This window comes from Paenibacillus lentus, assembly GCF_042714055.1.
Taxonomy (GTDB): domain Bacteria; phylum Bacillota; class Bacilli; order Paenibacillales; family Paenibacillaceae; genus Fontibacillus; species Fontibacillus lentus_A.
Genome location: NZ_JBHGVC010000001.1, coordinates 464,070 through 482,088, shown reverse-complemented (window position 1 = coordinate 482,088; position 18,019 = coordinate 464,070). Strand labels below are relative to the sequence as shown.

Sequence of the window (18,019 nt, the reverse complement as noted above, 5' to 3'; positions counted from 1 at the left end):
TTACAAAGGAGCTGAAGCGAGCATGAATTTTGAATTGACGGATGAGCTGAAGCATATTCAACGTACCGTAAGGAGGTTTGTGGAAGAGGAGCTGATTCCATTAGAGCAGCAGCTTCTTCTCAACGAGCGTGAGGGTCGGGAAGGGATTAGCCGGCAGCAATTCAAAGAGCTGCAGAACAAAGCTAAAGGCCTCGGGCTCTGGGGCATCGAAACCCCGGAAAGATATGGGGGAGCCAACCTTGGAACCGTGACCAGCGCCATTGTAAAAATGGAGCTTGGCCGTACCTGCGTTCCTTTTGTGCTTGGAGGAGAGGCGGATAATATCCTGTTCATGTGCAATGAAAAACAGATGGAGCGGTATCTTTACCCGGTCATTTCCGGGGAAAGGCAATCGTGCTTCGCGCTCACGGAACGGGTGGCCGGATCCGATGCGGGCAATATTCAAATGTCGGCCAAGCGGACGGTGGGCGGGTGGATCCTGAGCGGCGAGAAAGCATTTATAACGAATGGGAATGAAGCGGATTTTGCGATCGTTTTTGCCGTAACGGATCCATCGCCCGGGAAGAACAAAGGAATTACTTGTTTTCTTGTGGATCGCGATATGGGCTGGACATCCGAACCCATTTTAACGATGGGCGGAGACAAAAGCCCCTCCTTGCTGACCTTTGATCACGTTCTTGTCCCGGATGAAAACGTGCTTGGCGAAGTGGATCAAGGGTTGACGATGGCGATGCAGTGGATCAGCAGAGGACGCTGGGTCGTTCCGGCTATTGCGGTTGGCGCCTCGCAGCGGCTGCTGCAAATGGCTATCGATCACGCGAACGAAAGAGTGACATTTGGCAAAGCGCTTGCCGCGAGGCAAAGCATTCAATGGATGATCGCCGATTCTGCGGTGGAGGTCGAGGCTTTGAAATGGCTTGTCCTATATACAGCGTGGCGAGTGGAGAAGCAGCTGGATGCGCGCCATCATGCCTCGATGTCGAAGCTGTACGGTGCGGGAGCAGCCAATCAAATCGTTGACCGGGTGCTGCAAATTTTCGGCGGCATGGGCTATTCCAAGGATCTGCCGATCGAGCGCTGGTACCGGGAAATGAGAGTATGGAGAATCTATGAGGGCACGGATGAAATCCAGCGGCTTATTATTGCCAGAAATCTGCTGAAGGGGAACGTACAGGTCGATCATTGGGATTAGTCGAATACATAGACGGCTGAACCGCTGTAAGCCAATGTTCTTTGCTCGGGACTGGACGATTGCGAGTCAGCAGACAGATTGGACTGACCGGAATGATCGATAAACACCTCCAGCAAGCAATGAATGCCCGGTTGGTCTCCGATAGCGGTCTCATCGGCAGATTCCTTAATGCGGACAGATTTCGGATATCTGACAGACTGGACGGTGACTTTGGCATAAACGGCATCATTCTCCATAATCGGAACATGAAAGCGGCATTGTACGCCGCTCAGCCTCAATTCCTCGGTCTGGAGCTTCTGCAGTATATTTCCGACCATGCCTAATACGAGCATGCCGTGCGCCACCCGCCGGGGCATGCCGAATGCATTAGCCTTCTGTACATCCAGGTGAATCGCGTTGTAATCGTTAGATGCTTTGGCGTAGGCAAGGAGCATATCTCCTGTAATCGTGCCAAGGCAAGCATCGATCAGCGTCGTTCCGGGAGAGAGAGGGCTTTTCTTGCTCCAAACGCGTCGCAGGTCGGGAAGCAATGCCGGCATGACCTTTGGAGGCACAGCCTGGAGAGCGGCGGGGGAATGGGGTTGATCCAGCAGCAATAACGTTGTGCCTGCTCGCAATACAGGTTGATCATTCGCATCATCGAGATGCATGACGCAATCCAGCAAATACATCATTCCCTGGGAGCCCTTCTTTTCACGAATGTTGGCGAGCCGGATCTGATAAGACAGCTCTTCATCGTACCGGAGAGCTCGAACGTAATCAAACGTTTGCTGGCCGTGGATGAGTATTTTGCCGTCATGCTCGCCGGGCAGCCAGGGGACATTGATGCTCTGCCAGAGAATGATGGGATACGTGAACGGGATACCGGACGCCTCTGCACGGAACGGATCAGGAAAGCCTTGGAGAAACGATGCGATCCGCGCCTTTGTCATAATGAAGCGTTCAGTTGTCGTTGAGGTTCCGAGCCAAGCTTGATCAAACATGCGAATCCCCCCAGTAGGTTACTTGATACTTCCTCCATGGAACATGCATTCAAAAACTTTTCTGCTATTGCAGAAAATCTCCTCGAAGCCGTGGAACCATTCGAACGTTCCTTTTACAATGCAATGATAAGTGAAATCTCCATTTCGGTGCAAGAGCGGACCTCGATAAGGATATTCTTTTGAAACAAGAGCGAGAGACTCTTTGAGGAAATTTCCGTCAAACCCTTCGGCCACAATGCGTCCGACATAATTCATCGACCAGATCGGCTGCTCCTTTACCCATAACGCTTCTTCTCCGGCAAATTTCTCGCCGCCCAAATAGGTATCGATGTATTGATACTGCCCTTCCGTGTAATGCAAATCATGGGAATGAGGTCTTGAAGGGAAGGTTTCCGTTCCTTTACCCGCATAGGTCGCTTTCTTGGCTCGACATAGAAAATCAATGATGCCGCCATCCGCATATATCGTATCGTTGGCTTGATGATAGAGGCAATTTTCATCGTCGCTCTCTTTCACCAGACGATCGATGCTTACTCGAAATAAATCGCTGATCGCAATCAGATTTACCATATCGGGATAGGATTGCCCCAGTTCCCATTTGGCAACGGCCTGTCTCGACACTCCGATCATTTCTGCCAGCTTTTCTTGGGATAATGATTTTTGCTTTCTTAACATTTGCAGCTTATCTTGAAATTTCATGTTATCCCTCCTCGTTAACAGCATATCGAAATCATCTCTCGTTTTCTATCATTCGCAGATAACAAAGATGACAACTGTAGGTAGCAATCATTACAAACATGGCTTCTCGTTCTTGTCTAGTCTATAACTGAGGTATCCAGTCACGGGTGATTAAGACAATATGTTAACGGGAACAATTAAGAAGATTAATGATGAAGGAAGGAGACAGAACGTTGAAATATGCGGAAATACCACAGCCGAAGCCTAAAGGGATATTGGGGAACCTTCCGGACATCGATGCCGATCAGCCTGTGCAGTCTTGGGTAAAACTTGCTTATGAGTACGGCCCCATTTTTCGTTTGGATTTGCCCGGGGGCCACTTCAATATTATTTCAGGGCATGAATTAGTAAAGGAAGCCTGTGATCAAACCCGTTTTGACAAAAATGTGTGGTCTCCTCTTCAAAGAGTCAGAGCCTTTGGCGGGGACGGGTTATTTACGAGCTGGACGCATGAGTCCAATTGGCAGAAAGCCCATCATATTTTGCTGCCTAGCTTCAGTCAGCGGGCCATGCAGGGATATCACCATATGATGGTCGATATCGCTTTGCAATTAACCCAAAAATGGGCAAGATTAAATCCGGATGAAAGCATCAACGTGCCCGAGGATATGACGCGTTTAACCTTGGATACGATTGGCCTATGCGGCTTTAATTATCGCTTCAACAGCTTTTATCGAGAGCAGCCTCATCCGTTCATCAAAAGCATGGTACGCGCTTTAGACGAAGCGATGAGCCAGGGACAGCGGCTGGGCATCCAAAATAAACTCATGCTGATTACCAAGCACCAATTCAATCATGACATTGAAAATATGTTCGCTACCGTGGACAAAATTATATCCGAGCGCCGGGAAGGCCGGTCAGAGAGCACAGATGATCTGCTGTCCCACATGCTGAGCGGGCGGGATCCCGAAACAGGTGAGGCCCTTGATGATGAGAATATCCGATATCAAATCATTACGTTTCTGATTGCGGGGCACGAAACGACTAGCGGCCTCTTGTCATTCGCTTTTTATTTCCTGTTGAAAAATCCCGACAAGCTCCGAAAGGCGCAAGAGGAGGTGGATCGCGTTCTAACGGATGCCGCGCCGAGCTACAAGCAGGTCAGAGAATTAAAATATATCCGCATGATTTTAAATGAAAGCTTGCGTCTATGGCCGACCGCACCGGCCTTTTCTCTATATGCGAAGGAGGATACGGCGCTCGCGGGCAAATATTTGATTCAGAAGGATGATTCTGTGACCGTGCTCATCCCCAAGCTGCATAGGGATACGGCAGTGTGGGGCGAAGATGCAGAGGAATTCCGGCCGGAACGATTTGCCCATGAGGAGAAGATTCCTCATGATGCTTTTAAGCCGTTTGGCAACGGGCAGCGAGCTTGCATCGGCCAGCAATTTGCCATGCATGAGGCCACCCTGGTGCTGGGTATGCTGCTGAAGCATTTTGAACCGATCGATCACACGAATTATCAGCTTAAGGTCAAGGAAACTCTTACACTCAAACCGGATAACTTTACGATGAAGGTGCGGGTCAGGCAGTATCCGTTCGCTTCTGTTCAACTGGAGCAGCAAGGAACGAGGGAAGCCCCAGCCAAGGTGCAAACGGAACCGATCCCTCAGCTCAAGGGGCACAATACGCCTTTATTGGTGCTCTATGGCTCGAATATGGGTACAGCCGAGGGAATTGCCAGAGAGCTCGCCGATCATGGCCGTTACCTGGGCTTTGACAGCGAGGTTGCCCCCATGGATTCGCGAATGGGAAAGCTTCCGCCAAAAGGGGCGGTCATGATCGTGTCGGCCTCCTACAACGGCAATCCGCCGGATAACGGCAGACAGTTTGTAGATTGGCTGCTGGAAGAGGAGGAAGGAAAGCTACAGGGTATTCGTTACACCGTGTTTGGCTGCGGCGACCATAACTGGGCAAGCACCTATCAGAAGGTGCCCGCCATCGTTGACCAAAGAATGGCCAAACTTGGGGCAGAGCGTATTCTAGCGCGAGGCGAAGCGGATGCCAGCGGCGATTTCGAGAAGCAGCTTGAAGACTGGAAGAGCGAAGCTTGGCCATCCATTATGAAAGTCTTTGGCTTGGAATACAACCCCGGAGCGGATAAAAAAGAACGCACACTCTCTGTCAGCTTTGTAAGCGGAATGGCTGGAACGCCGATGGCCAGAACCTATGACGCTTTTCATGCCCAAATCGAGGTGAATCGGGAGCTGCAAAGCCCGGACAGCCCTAGAAGTACAAGACATATTGAGATTGCGCTGCCGAAGGAGGTCTCTTATAAGGAAGGAGGCCATTTGGGTGTGCTGCCTCGTAATCCGCATCAGCTTGTTCAAAGGGTGATCGAACGTTTTCAACTAAGGCCCGATGATCACCTGCTGCTTGAGGGCGAAGGCAAAAGCGCAGCTCATTTACCGCTGAACAGACCGGTCAGCCTCTCCGATTTGTTGGGATTTAGCGTTGAATTGCAAGAGGCAGCGACACGCGCCCAGCTTAGGGAAGTTGCCTCCTATACCGTGTGCCCGCCGCATAAGAAAGAGCTTGAAGCACTGTTGGAAGAAGAGACGTATAAGCAAGAGTGCTGAAAAAACGGATGAGCATGCTCGAGCTTATGGAAAAGTATCCGGCGTGCGAAATGCCCTTTGAACGTTTCCTGGAGCTGCTACCGCCTCTAAAGCCAAGATATTATTCCATATCCAGTTCGCCGTCTGTCTTAAAAGATCGCGTCAGCATTACGGTGGCCGTGGTTAGGGGGCCGGCGAGAAGCGGAACCGGGGAGTATCGCGGCATTGCCTCTAATTATTTATTGGACCGCGAGTCGGGGGAGTCAGTCGTCCTGTTTATCCGCGAGCCGCAGTCTGGATTCGAGCTGCCGGGCGATGCCGAGGTTCCGCTCATCATGATCGGTCCCGGTACGGGGATAGCTCCCTTCAGAGGCTTCCTGCAGGCGCGAGAAGCATTGCGCCAAGAGGGGGCTAAGCTGGGGGAAGCGCATCTTTATTTTGGCTGTCGCAATCCAAATGAGGATTTTCTCTATAAAGAGGAACTGCAGGCCTATGAACAAGCCGGCGTGGTTACATTGCACACGGCCTTCTCCAGACAGGGCGAGAAAAAGGTATATGTACAGGATAAAATTGAGCAGGACAAGGAACAAATTATCCAACTGCTTGATCAAAAAGCACGCCTGTATGTTTGTGGTGACGGTACGCGAATGGCGCCGGATGTTGAGACGACGATTCGCAGGGCCTACTGTGAAATCCATGGGCTTACTGAGGAGGAAGGGGTCGATTGGATGGATCATATGTTAAGCAGCGGACAATATGTAAAGGATGTCTGGACAGGTTTATAAGCTAATCTATAAACAAAAGTTAACCCGGTTCTTTCACGAACCGGGTTTATTTTTTTTGGATAATATTTTGATTAGAGATAGCTGATTGCACAAAAACAAAGCAAAATCAATGATAAATAAACATAAACGGGTGTAAAACCAGAATTAAATATGTATTTTTGTTGACTTTTATGGTATTTTACGATTAGGATATGGTTAAACCTTACTTTTTAAGGAGATTGGTTGGGATGAATAACTACATTGCCGTGGATATCGGCGCTTCGAGCGGAAGGCTCGTGAAGGGAACGCTGCACAAGAATAGTGGGAAAATCCAGCTGCAGGAAATTCATCGCTTCAGCAATTCATTTACCGAGAAAGAGGGACATCAATATTGGGATGTGGATTATTTATTTGTGGAAATTGTGAAAGGACTGCAGAAAGCAAAGAAGGAGGGGATGGATGCCTGTACGCTGGGCATTGACACCTGGGCCGTCGATTATGTGCTCCTTGATGAGAATGGTAAGCGTATACACGAGGTGTATGCTTACCGGGATGACAGAACGAAGGAGGCGCCTAATGAGCTGCATCAAGAAATCAGCAGGCTCGAGGTTTACAGCAAGACGGGAATTCAAGAGCTGCCTTTCAATACGCTGTATCAGCTCTATGTTCATGATCGCGATCAGCTCTCCCGGACTGACAAAATTGTGATGGTTCCGGATTATCTCTACTACCGGTTAACCGGCAAGCTCCTAAATGAAGTGACGAATGCGTCCACGATGCAGCTTCTGAATCTCTCTACCCGAGAGTTTGATGATGACTTGCTAGAGCTGCTGGGGCTTCGTCGTGACCAGTTTGCCGAGCTTGCTGAGCCGGGCGTGAAGCTGGGCACCATCTCTCCAGACCTGCAGCGCGAGCATGATCTGCCCGACTGCGAGCTGATCGTCGTTCCGTCGCATGATACAGCTTCCGCCGTCGCGGGGGTTCCTGCCCAGCCGCATAAATCCTGGGCGTTTATCAGCAGCGGGACATGGTCATTACTCGGGGTGGAACGGCAATCTCCGCTAAATACCGCCGAGACGATGAACGCCAATTATACGAATGAGTGGGGCGCTTACGGCACTTATCGTTTCCTCAAAAACATTATGGGACTCTGGATGATTCAAGAGGTGCGCCGAGAGACGCAGGACGGCTACAGCTTCGCCGAGCTTGCGGAACTGGCTTTGCAAGAAAAGCCTTTCGAGCACTTCGTTCCTTGCAATAATCATCGATTCTTAAATCCTCGCAGCATGATACAGGAAATCCGAAATTGCTGCTTGGAGACGGGACAACGATCCCCGGATACGATCGGCAAGCTGGCGCGCTGCATTTTTGATAGTCTGGCACTTACGTACAGGGACAGCATCCAGGAACTGCAAAATCTGACGGATCAGCAAATTGAAACGCTGCATATCGTCGGCGGGGGCGCTAACAATGAGCTCCTGTGCCAGCTCACCGCGGATGTTGCTCATGTTGAGGTGCTGGCAGGGCCATCCGAGGCTACTGCCCTCGGAAACATCGCCGTCCAGATGATCAGCTCGGGACAGCTGCATGGATTGGAGGAGGCCCGGCGCTTCATCGGCAGCTCGGTTTCCATGAAGAAATACGATCCTCAGCCTATAGAGGGTTTTGACGACATTAAGGCGCGGTGGGAGCAGATCCAAGAAAAAGCAAACAATCGATATTAAAATAATTATTCGGAGGTTATCGATATGGTACAAAATTTATGGGACTCATCTAAAGCATCCAATTTTCAAGGAGGCCTCGATCAACTGGTCTATCGTTCCAACCTGATCGGCTCGGATCGCCGGGTATGCAATTGGGGCGGCGGCAATACCTCCAGCAAAACCGTGATTCAAGATTTCAGAGGCCGCGATATCAAGGTCATGTACGTCAAGGGCAGTGGCTCGGACTTGGCGACGATGAAGCAGGGGAACTTTACCGGCCTCCGCATGGAAGACATTCATCCGCTGTTCGAGCTGGAGGAAATGTCCGACGAAGATATGGTTGCGTATTTGGCCAATTGCATGGTTGACGCGAAGCATCCGCGCGCCTCGATCGAGACACTGCTGCATGCGTTCCTGCCGTTCAATCATGTAGACCATACGCATCCGGATGCCATTATCAGTCTATGCTGCGCACATAACGGGAAAGAAATCGCCAAAGAGATTTTCGGGGATCGCTTCGTCTGGGTACCGTATATCAGACCGGGATTCACCTTATCCAAAATGATTGCCCAGGGTGTTCTAGATAATCCTCAAGCCGAGCTCGTGTTAATGGAGAAGCATGGGCTGGTCACTTGGGGAGACACTTCCGAAGCCTGCTACGCCAAAACGATCGAGATTATTAATGAAGCCGAGCAATATATCGAATCTCGTGTAAATGAGGCGACCTTATTCGGCGGCATGATTCATGAGCCGCTGCCAAGCGAAGAACGCAAGAGCATCGTCGCCAAATTAATGCCTTCGATTCGCGGCGCGGTTAGTGACGGCAAGAAAATGATTCTGACCTTCGATGATGAGGAGGATGTGTTGACCTTTGTCGGCAGCAAGGATTCGGCTCAACTCTCCCAGGTCGGCGCAGCCTGCCCGGATCATCTCGTGCATACGAAGGTCGTTCCGCTCTTCATCGACTGGACGCCGAATGCGAATGACATCGAAGGGCTCCGCAGGAAATTGATCGAAGGCATCGCCGGATACAAGCAGCAATACAAAGCCTATTTCGACCGCAATAAAAACGAAGGCGACGTCATGTTCGAGGCGGCACCGCGGGTGATTCTCATTCCCGGCCTCGGCATGATCAACACTGGCAAGAGCTGGAGCAATTCGAAAGTAAGCGCGGCTCTATACCATCGCGCCATTGCCGTAATGCGCGGAGCAACGACGCTGGGCCAATTCGTTTCCCTCAGCGAGAATGAATCGTATAACGTGGAATACTGGCCGCTAGAGCTGTATAAGCTTTCTCTGGCCCCGGCCGAAGCTGAGTTTTCGCGTAAGGTGGCTTTCATCACGGGCGGAGCTGGCGGAATCGGCAGCGCAACGGCACGTCGTTTGGTCAGCGAAGGGGCGCATGTAGTGCTGGCGGACTTGAACCTGGAAGGCGCGCAGCAGGTTGCCGCTGAAATGAACGAGAAGTACGGCTACAGCATCGCTCTGGCCGTTAAGATGGATGTGACCAACGAGGAAATGGTTCGCGCTGCATATGAGCAAGCAGCCCTGCAATATGGCGGTGTGGATATCATCGTGAACAATGCGGGTTTGGCGACCAGCAGTCCTTTTGACGAAACCTCGCTTCAGGAATGGAATCTGAACATCAATGTCCTTGGAACCGGCTATTTTCTCGTGGCGAGAGAGGCCTTTAAGCTAATGAAGGAGCAAGCGCTCGGCGGAAGCATGGTGTTTGTAGGCTCGAAAAACTCCGTGTACGCAGGGAAAAACGCAGCTGCCTACAGCTCGGTGAAGGCGCTGGAAGCTCACTTGGCCCGCTGCATCGCTGCAGAAGGCGGGGAGTTCGGTATCCGTGTAAATACGATTTTACCGGATGCCATCCTCCAAGGCTCGGCAATCTGGAACTCGAACTGGCGCAACGAACGTGCGGCCGCGTACGGAATCGAGCCGGATCAGCTGGAGGAGCATTACCGCAAGCGCACGACGCTGCTGGTCAATATTTATCCGCAGGACGTAGCGGAAGGAATCGCCTTCTTCGCCTCCTCCAAAGCGGAGAAAACGACCGGCTGCATGCTGACGATCGATGGTGGCGTTCCCGCCGCGTTTACGCGTTAAACCTCATGATTCGCTAGCTTCAGGGGTCAAGTACTCTGTTTACACAAATGGTAGGACATTTTAATTGCATGATGATATGCATGAAAGAGGAGGGCTTGTCGATGTCGGATAAAGCGTATATGTTATTTGAAGAGCAGCAGAAGCTGCGGGGGATTGATTTGGAGCAAGTGAAGGCCAAGCTGAAGCAGCTCAAAATCGAGACCCCTTCATGGGGCTATGGTGATTCCGGAACGCGTTTTAAAGTGTTCCAGAAGGTGGGCGTTCCGCGGAACCCATTTGAGAAATTTGAAGATGCGGCGGTCGTCCATCGCTTGACCGGACTATGCCCCTCCGTGGCGATTCATATTCCTTGGGATCATGTCGATGATTACGGGAAGCTGAGAAGCCATGCCGAGAGCCTGGGACTATCCATTGGAGCCGTTAATCCGAATCTGTTCCAGGATGATGATTATATGCTGGGCAGCGTGACGAACAGCGATCCGTCCATCCGCCGCAAGGCGACGAATCATTTGCTAGAATGCGTGGATATCGCCAAGGAGACGGGCTCTCGCGACTTAAGCCTGTGGTTTGCGGATGGTACGAACTATCCCGGGCAAGGCGACATTCGCAAACGCAAGCACTGGATGCTTGAGGCATTGGCTGAAATGTACCGGGCGATGACGCCGGAAATGCGGATGCTGATTGAATACAAAGCTTTTGAGCCGGCCTTTTATCATACGGACATTGCCGATTGGGGCATGGCCTATAACTATGCGCTGAAGCTCGGCCCGCAGGCCGAGGTGCTGGTTGACACGGGACATCATCTGCCTGGCGCCAATATTGAGCATATCGTTGCTTATCTGATTGACGAGAAGCGGTTGGGCGGCTTCCATTTTAACAGTTATAAATATGCGGATGACGATTTAATCGTCGGCTCGATGAATCCTTATGAATTATTTCTAATTTTCTATCAAATTGTACTTGCCGCAAACGACGCTGATCAGGAAATCCGCGGCGCCGTGGAGAAGATCGCATTTATGATCGACCAATCCCATAACATTGAGCAGAAAATCCCGGCCATGATTCGCTCTGTGCTGAACGTGCAGACCCAGTATGCCAAAGCGCTGCTGATCCATCACCAAGAGGTGGCCGAAGCGGCGGAACGCGGCGACGTGCTGGGGGCTGAGGATGCGGTGCGCCGTGCGTTCGAGTTCGATGTTACGCCATTGCTTCACGCCGTGCGCGAGGAGGAAGGGCTGCCCGTCGATCCGATGAAGGCTTATCAAGCATCCAGCTACGGTACCGAGATCCTGGCTAGAGGCAAGGGCGGGGCAAGCTGGTAAGCGTCCAGCAGGGATCTGCAGGAATGCAGAAGAACGTCAGGCTAAGAGATGTAGAATGAAGAGATGAAGAGATGAAGAGATGGAGTGAAGCAGGAAATGCTGGTAGCAGAACGCTATGAATTCATCGTACAGATGATCAATGAAAGAGGGAGCATGCGCGTATCCGAGCTTAGTGAGCTATGCCGTGTAACCGAGGAGACCATTCGCCGCGACCTGGATCGCCTGGAGCAAGCGGGCCGCCTTCGCCGTTCCCACGGCGGTGCGGTCAGCATCAAGCCTAAGGGCGATGTGCCGGAAATTCCGTATGCGGAGCGGGAGATTATCCATGCCGAGCAGAAAATGAGAATTGCGGACGAAGCAGTCAAGCGGATTCAGCCGAAAGAACGCATCCTGCTCGACGCGAGCACGACGGCCTGGTATATGGCGTCCAGGCTTCCCGACGTTCCGCTTACCGTGCTTACCAACTCGATTCGTGTCGCTACTGAGCTTAGCAGCAAGGAAAAAATCGAAGTGATCTCCACGGGCGGGCTGCTGGCCAATCGATCCTTATCGTTTGTGGGCCCGCTTGCAGAGCGGTCGCTGGAATCCTACTTTGTAGATAAAATGTTCCTATCCTGCAAAGGGGTTCATCTTGATCGCGGGGTTAGCGAATCCAATGAATTGCAAGCCCGCATTAAGCAAAAGATGGTGGCGATCGCTGATGAAGTGATTCTGCTCGCCGATGCCAGCAAATTCGGACTACAGGGCTTTACCCATGTCATGAGCCTGGAACAGGTGAGCTCGATCATTACGGATGATGGCATCACGGAGGAGACGCTGGCTGCCTTATCCGACCGATCCATTTCCGTAACGGTCGTTTGAACGGTGTGAATGAATTCGGACGGCTCCAGGAAGAGAGGTTTGCCATGAAAGTATCCTTATTTATTACTTGCCTGAGCGATGTCATTTATCCGCAGGTCGGTGAAGCGATCGTGCGCATACTGGCCCGGTACGGGGTTCAGGTTGATTTTCCCAAGATCCAAACCTGCTGCGGCCAGCCCTCCTATAACAGCGGGTATTGGGAGGAGACGCGGACAGCGGCCCGAACATTGCTGCAGGCTTTTGATGACAGCGATTTTGTCGTATCTCCGTCGGGCTCCTGTACGTATATGATTCATCATTACAGCGAGCTGTTTAAAGATGAGCCCGAATGGCTGGCTAAAGCAAAGCGTCTGCAGGAGAAGACGTGCGAGTTCACGCAGTTTCTCGTTCAGGTGCTGGGGATTACCGATGTCGGCGCCAGGTTCCCGCATAAGGTCACCTACCACCCTTCGTGCCACGGCAGCAGGCTGCTTGGGGTTAAGGAAGAACCGATGCAGCTTCTCAGCAAGGTGAAGGATTTGCAGTTCGTGCCGCTTCCATTCGCCGAGGACTGCTGCGGGTTCGGGGGCACATTCGCGATAAAAATGTCGGACATCTCCGGCGCCATGGTTACGGAGAAGGCGGATCATGTGAAGGAAAGCGAAGCTGAAGTGCTCGTCGGACTGGATATGGCGTGTCTCATGAACATTGCGGGGAATTTGCGATATCGAAACGAACCGGTGCGCGTGATGCATTTAGCGGAGCTGCTCTACGAAGGGATGCGGGTAACATGAGTACGACGAATCCGATGGCGGTCGATGTAAAGACGAGAGCTGAATTGGCTCTGAACGATGACTTTCTGCGCAAGGCGGTGCGCTTTACGACCGAGCGGCTGAGAAACGGCAAGCTAAACGCCGCCGAGGAACTGAGCAACTGGGAAGCGTGGCGAGAAAGAGGCCGCGAAATCCGCTTGCATACGATTGCCCACCTGGACTATTATTTGAACTTATTTGTGGAGAATGCCCGGGCAAACGGGGTGCATATTCACTTTGCGGATGATGCTACAGAAGCCGTGGACATTTCCTTGGGAATCGCGAAGCGCAAGCAGGCGAAGACTGCCGTGAAATCGAAGTCCATGGTAACCGAAGAACTGCATTTAAACGAAGCGTTAGCCGAGGCAGACATTGAAGCGATCGAGACGGATCTGGGGGAATATATTATTCAGCTGGCAGGGGAAGGGCCTTCGCATATCGTCATTCCAGCGATTCATAAGAATCGGTATCAAATTGCCGAGCTGCTGTCCAAAGAGGCTGGTGAGCCGTTGGCGGCGGACACGACTGTGCTTGCCGGATTTGTTCGCAAAAAGCTGCGCGAAAAGTTCCTGGAGGCCGATATCGGCATTACCGGCTGCAATTTTGCGATTGCCGAGACCGGCTCTATGGCGCTTTTCGAGAATGAAGGCAATGCGCGCATGGTGTCTACGGTGCCAAGAACGCAAATTACGTTTATGGGTATGGAGCGGATTATCCCTTCCTTCGCGGATTTGGAAGTGATGGCGACCCTGCTGCCGCGGTCGGCGACAGGGCAAAAGCTGACGATGTACATGTCATGCATTTCGGGTCCGCGCCGGGAGCAGGATGCCGATGGCCCGGATGAAATGCATATTATTATCGTCGATAACGGGCGTTCCTTGCAGCTGGGCGACCCCGAGTTCCAGGAGCTGCTGAACTGCATACGCTGCGGCGCCTGCCTCAATGCCTGTCCCGTGTATCGTCACATCGGCGGCCATGCCTACGGCGGCACGTACAGCGGCCCGATCGGCGCCGTGCTGACGCCCGCCTTGAACGGCAACGTTGAAGAGTGGAACGATATTGCCAGCGCGTCCAGCCTGTGCGGCGCCTGTTATGAAGCTTGTCCGGTCAAAATTCCGCTGCATGACATGCTTGTCTCCTTGCGCCGGCGCAAAGTCGAGCAAGGGCAAGGGAATAAACTGGAAACCGCCGGAATGAAGGGGTTTGCTGCAGTCGTCGCCAACTCCAAGCGATTTGCAGCTGCCATCAGAGCAGTGCAAATCGGGCAAAAAGCGATCGTCCGGGATGGCGGCATCCCCATGAAGCTTGGGCCGCTGAAGGGATGGAACAGCTATCGCATCGCTCCTTCCGTGGCCAAGCGAACCTTTCGGCAGCGCTGGGATGAGCTGGAACAGGAGCTGAAGGAAATCACGGGGGCAAGCGTAGAAGATTCGGTTATCCGTACGCGAATGGAGAGTATTATACAGCAGCGGCAGAAGGGAGGAGGCCGGACTGAATAATTTCGATGAGCAGGATGCGTGGCTGAACAAATTGGAAAGGGATTCCAAGGCGAAGCAGGAGCAGTTCATGAACCGCATTGCCTCCCGGTTAAACCGTCCGAGGATGACGGAGGCGCCAAAGCAGCCCTTCCGAGGGGCACCCGATTTCTGGAAGTCCTACAAGTGGAATGAGCAGGAATGCATCGAACGGTTCACGCAAAATTTCATTAGCGTTGGCGGCCATGTTGCCCACCTGGCTTCGATGGAGGATGTCAGTGTCTTTATCGTGGATAAAGCTCGTGAGCTTGAGGCGAAGTATCTTGTCAGACAAAACGAACCTGATTTAGAGCAGCTCCAGCTGGAATCGAAGCTTCCTGACGCGAAGATTGCTGTATGGAATTCCGGCGATTCGGAGCCAGCCTACTGGAAGGAGCGCTCGGCGGAAGCTGACATTGGAATTGTCATGGCCGATCACGCTGTCGCTTATACGGGTTCTGTTGTGGTCATGTCTTCTCCACATAAAGGGCGTTCGGTGAGTCTGCTGCCTACGGTTCTGATGATTATCGTCCCCGTGGATCGGCTGAAGACGAGGCTGGGAGAGGTTTTGCTTCAATTCGACGAGCTTGGCCCCGGCCAGCTTCCGGCCGGCATTCATTTCATATCGGGACCCAGCCGTTCTTCGGATATTGAGAATGATCTGACGATTGGCGTGCACGGCCCAGGAATTGTTTATGCCTTGGTTGTCGGTTAATTGAAATCATAGAATAGAAGAACGTTGACAGAGCAAAGACCGCTGACCCAGCGGTTTTTGCTCTGTGCATTTTCCTCCTGGCTTGGTAAGATGTGTATAATAAAAGCAGCCGCCTAAAATTATCCATGAGCAAAAATGGGTAATATCTTTTAAAAGACAGGAGGTGGAAAATTGGATTTTCCAGTTTATATACATATCGGAGGTTTGCGAATTCATCCTCATTTCTTATTTGAATCGCTAGCTTATTTTATAGGATTCCGCATTTACGTATGGAAGCGCAAAAAAAGCGATATCTCGGTCATTAACATGTTCTGGCTGATCGTCGGAGCGGCCATCGGTGCATCCCTCGGCTCGAAGCTGCTCTATTGGCTGGAGTCCCCGGAATGGCTGCTGTCGATTCCCGAGCATTGGAGAGAGCTGCTCGCAGGGAAGACAATCGTCGGCGGTTTGCTTGGCGGACTGATCGGCGTGGAGCTGACAAAAAAACTCGTAGGCATCACTCGCTCTACCGGAGACGAATTTGCGTTCCCCTTGATAATCGCGATGGCGATTGGGCGGGTGGGCTGTTTTTTAACCGGACTGGATGATCATACCCATGGAACGCCGACGAATTGGATTACCGGTTTTGACTATGGAGACGGCATTTTAAGACATCCGGCGCAATTATATGAAATCGGGTTTTTGCTCCTTCTGGCACTCGCTTTGTTCACGGCGAAGAAGACAAGCGCTTCCCGGAAGCAGGAGCTGCCTAACGGCTTAATATACATATGGTTCATGTTCGGATATTTAACGTTCCGCTTTGCGATCGATTTTATCAAGCCGACGCCCCATCCTTACTTCGGGCTCAATAATATTCAACTTGCCTGCGTGCTCGGCATGATTTATTTTGCTTATCGCATGATTCAGGTTAACCGCACTGCGAATCTTCTAAAAGGGAGCCATGCCTCATGACCACGAAAAATCGACCGTATTTATTCTATGAGTTAACGAACAGCATTTGCTCGAAGTGTCTGAAAAAAGTAGAAGCCAAGGTCATTATTGAAAACGATTGCGTCTACCTGTCGAAGTACTGTTTCGAGCATGGACGGGAAAAAGTGTTGATCTCTACCGATGTCGAGTACTACAAGCGCTGCCGCGAGTTCATCAAGCCCTCGGAAATGCCGCTGCACTGGAACACGCCTATCCGCTACGGCTGCCCCTATGATTGCGGCCTGTGTCCGGATCATGAGCAGCATAGCTGCCTGTCCATCGTCGAAATTATCGATCAATGCAATTTGAAATGCCCGATCTGCTATGCCGACTCCTCCCCGGATAAAAAGCTATGGCGTTCTTTGGAGGAAGTTGAACGAATGCTGGACGCTGTCGTCCGGAACGAAGGCGAGCCGGACATTGTGCAGATCAGCGGAGGCGAGCCGACGATTCATCCGCAGTTTTTTGAGATTCTTGATTTGGCCAAAAGTAAACCGATCAAGCACTTAATGGTCAACACGAACGGCATTCGCATCGCGCAGGATCGGGAGTTTGTGAAACGGCTGGCCGAATATTTGCCTGGCTTCGAGCTGTATTTGCAGTTTGACAGCTTTGAAAAGGAGGTGCTTCAGGAGCTGCGAGGCGCAGACCTGCGGCAAATTCGCGAGAAGGCGATTGCGCATTTGAATGAATTCAATATTTCAACGACGCTCGTCGTCACGCTGAAAAAAGGATTGAATGATCATGAAATCGGAGATATTATCCAATACGGGCTCAAACAACGAGCGGTTCGGGGCGTAACGTTTCAGCCGATTCAAGCGGCTGGACGGACAGAGGATTTTGATCCTGCGAAGGATCGGTTAACGCTGAGCGAGGTTAGACAATCGATTATTGATCAGTCCGGCGTATTCGAAGCCGAGGATATGCTGCCGGTTCCTTGCCACCCGGACAGTCTGGCGATGGGCTACGCGCTGAAGCTGAATGATGGAGTCGTGCCGTTGACGCGGATGATGGATCCGCAAATATTGCTTGAGGGTGGCCGCAACACGATTGTGTTCGAGCAGGATCAAAGCCTCAAGCAGCATATATTCGAGCTGTTCTCTACCAATCATTCGCCGGAATCGTCAGCGATGTCTCTAAAGAGCCTCCTGTGCTGCCTGCCGTTCGTGCAGGTGCCGGAGACCATTAGCTATGACAACGTGTTCCGCGTCATTATAATGCAATTCCTCGATCCGTATCATTTTGACGTTCGTTCCGTTAAGAAATCCTGCGTGCATATTGCACATCCGGATGGAAGAATCATTCCTTTTGATACGTATAATATTTTTTATCGGGGTGACCTGGAAGATCGGTTAAAGGAGATCAAAGCCGAATTGGAAGGAGCTAAAGCATGAGCGAGGATCATAAAGAGCAGGAACGCAATGACCTTCCTGCTGATCGTGAGGAGCCGAAAGAAAGGGCAGAGCCGCGCGAGAATCCGGCGGGTTTATATGAAATACAGGAGGAGGATAAGAAGCAGGCTCCACCGCCCCGCGACCATGCCACGGAGGTGTTCAAGGGGATTGGAATCCTGCTGCTGCTTCATCTGCTGCTGATATTCGTACCGATATCCTACTTTTTTATCGGCATCGTCCAAATCATTTATTTAACTCCGGCTGTGGCGTTTGCCTTTGCGAAAAAGCGAGTCGGCATAGGGCAGGGGCTGCTGATCGGCGGAGCGGTTACTTTTCTTCTTAACGCTGCTTGCTTCGGCGTCATCATGTTCGGCTTTTAGGTTGCCTGCTGTTATAA

Annotated in this window: 13 protein-coding genes and 1 pseudogene; 12 read left to right on the top strand and 2 right to left on the bottom strand. The window is 51.6% G+C overall.

Annotated features, from left to right (window positions below; translation table 11 throughout):
* Positions 1-22 precede the first annotated feature (22 nt).
* The gene (locus tag ACE3MQ_RS01995) at positions 23-1,192 is read left to right on the top strand and encodes an acyl-CoA dehydrogenase family protein (protein WP_379390063.1); all 1,170 of its coding nucleotides are present in this window, start codon (positions 23-25) and stop codon (positions 1,190-1,192) included.
* On the opposite strand, the gene ACE3MQ_RS01990 is transcribed toward ACE3MQ_RS01995, so the two are convergent.
* Together ACE3MQ_RS01990 and ACE3MQ_RS01985 are read right to left on the bottom strand one after the other, a co-directional pair.
* Positions 1,189-2,175, bottom strand: a complete 987-nt coding sequence (locus ACE3MQ_RS01990) for a MaoC family dehydratase (RefSeq protein ID WP_379390059.1) — start codon at positions 2,173-2,175, stop codon at positions 1,189-1,191. The two genes, ACE3MQ_RS01995 and ACE3MQ_RS01990, sit on opposite strands and share 4 nt — an antisense overlap.
* Positions 2,176-2,193: 18 nt before the next feature.
* On the bottom strand, positions 2,194-2,874 hold the full coding sequence (locus ACE3MQ_RS01985) for a DUF5680 domain-containing protein (RefSeq protein ID WP_379390057.1): 681 nt from the start codon (positions 2,872-2,874) through the stop codon (positions 2,194-2,196).
* Between the two features lie 188 nt (positions 2,875-3,062).
* Here ACE3MQ_RS01985 and ACE3MQ_RS01980 point away from each other — a divergent pair.
* The 11 genes and pseudogenes from ACE3MQ_RS01980 (at position 3,063) to ACE3MQ_RS01930 (ending at position 18,002) form a co-directional block, all read left to right on the top strand.
* A pseudogene (locus ACE3MQ_RS01980) lies at positions 3,063-6,259 on the top strand (bifunctional cytochrome P450/NADPH--P450 reductase).
* A 227-nt stretch (positions 6,260-6,486) separates the two neighbouring features.
* Positions 6,487-7,962 carry a rhamnulokinase gene (gene rhaB, locus ACE3MQ_RS01975; RefSeq protein ID WP_379390055.1) on the top strand — a complete coding sequence of 492 codons (1,476 nt, stop codon included), beginning with the start codon at positions 6,487-6,489 and terminating at the stop codon, positions 7,960-7,962.
* Positions 7,963-7,986: 24 nt separating this feature from the next.
* Positions 7,987-10,056, top strand: coding sequence for a bifunctional aldolase/short-chain dehydrogenase (locus ACE3MQ_RS01970; RefSeq protein ID WP_379390053.1), 2,070 nt, complete (start codon positions 7,987-7,989; stop codon positions 10,054-10,056).
* Between the two features lie 101 nt (positions 10,057-10,157).
* Entirely contained in the window at positions 10,158-11,378 is a 1,221-nt protein-coding gene (gene rhaI, locus ACE3MQ_RS01965; RefSeq protein ID WP_379390051.1) for an L-rhamnose isomerase, read from the top strand.
* Positions 11,379-11,474: 96 nt separating this feature from the next.
* On the top strand, positions 11,475-12,239 hold the full coding sequence (locus ACE3MQ_RS01960) for a DeoR/GlpR family DNA-binding transcription regulator (protein WP_379390049.1): 765 nt from the start codon (positions 11,475-11,477) through the stop codon (positions 12,237-12,239).
* Between the two features lie 44 nt (positions 12,240-12,283).
* A complete protein-coding gene (locus ACE3MQ_RS01955) occupies positions 12,284-13,012 on the top strand; it encodes a (Fe-S)-binding protein (RefSeq protein WP_379390047.1) in 729 nt (242 codons plus the stop codon).
* Positions 13,009-14,529: a LutB/LldF family L-lactate oxidation iron-sulfur protein gene (locus ACE3MQ_RS01950; protein ID WP_379390045.1), complete on the top strand. Its 1,521-nt coding sequence runs from the start codon at positions 13,009-13,011 to the stop codon at positions 14,527-14,529. The genes ACE3MQ_RS01955 and ACE3MQ_RS01950 overlap by 4 nt, the downstream gene beginning before the upstream one ends.
* A gap of 67 nt (positions 14,530-14,596) precedes the next feature.
* A complete protein-coding gene (locus ACE3MQ_RS01945) occupies positions 14,597-15,259 on the top strand; it encodes a LutC/YkgG family protein (RefSeq protein WP_379390703.1) in 663 nt (220 codons plus the stop codon).
* A 171-nt stretch (positions 15,260-15,430) separates the two neighbouring features.
* A complete protein-coding gene (locus ACE3MQ_RS01940; protein ID WP_379390043.1) occupies positions 15,431-16,210 on the top strand; it encodes a prolipoprotein diacylglyceryl transferase in 780 nt (259 codons plus the stop codon).
* A complete protein-coding gene (locus ACE3MQ_RS01935; protein ID WP_379390041.1) occupies positions 16,207-17,622 on the top strand; it encodes a radical SAM protein in 1,416 nt (471 codons plus the stop codon). The genes ACE3MQ_RS01940 and ACE3MQ_RS01935 overlap by 4 nt, the downstream gene beginning before the upstream one ends.
* On the top strand, positions 17,619-18,002 hold the full coding sequence (locus tag ACE3MQ_RS01930) for a hypothetical protein (RefSeq protein WP_379390038.1): 384 nt from the start codon (positions 17,619-17,621) through the stop codon (positions 18,000-18,002). Before ACE3MQ_RS01935 ends, ACE3MQ_RS01930 begins: the two co-directional genes overlap by 4 nt.
* The last annotated feature ends 17 nt before the right edge of the window (positions 18,003-18,019 follow it).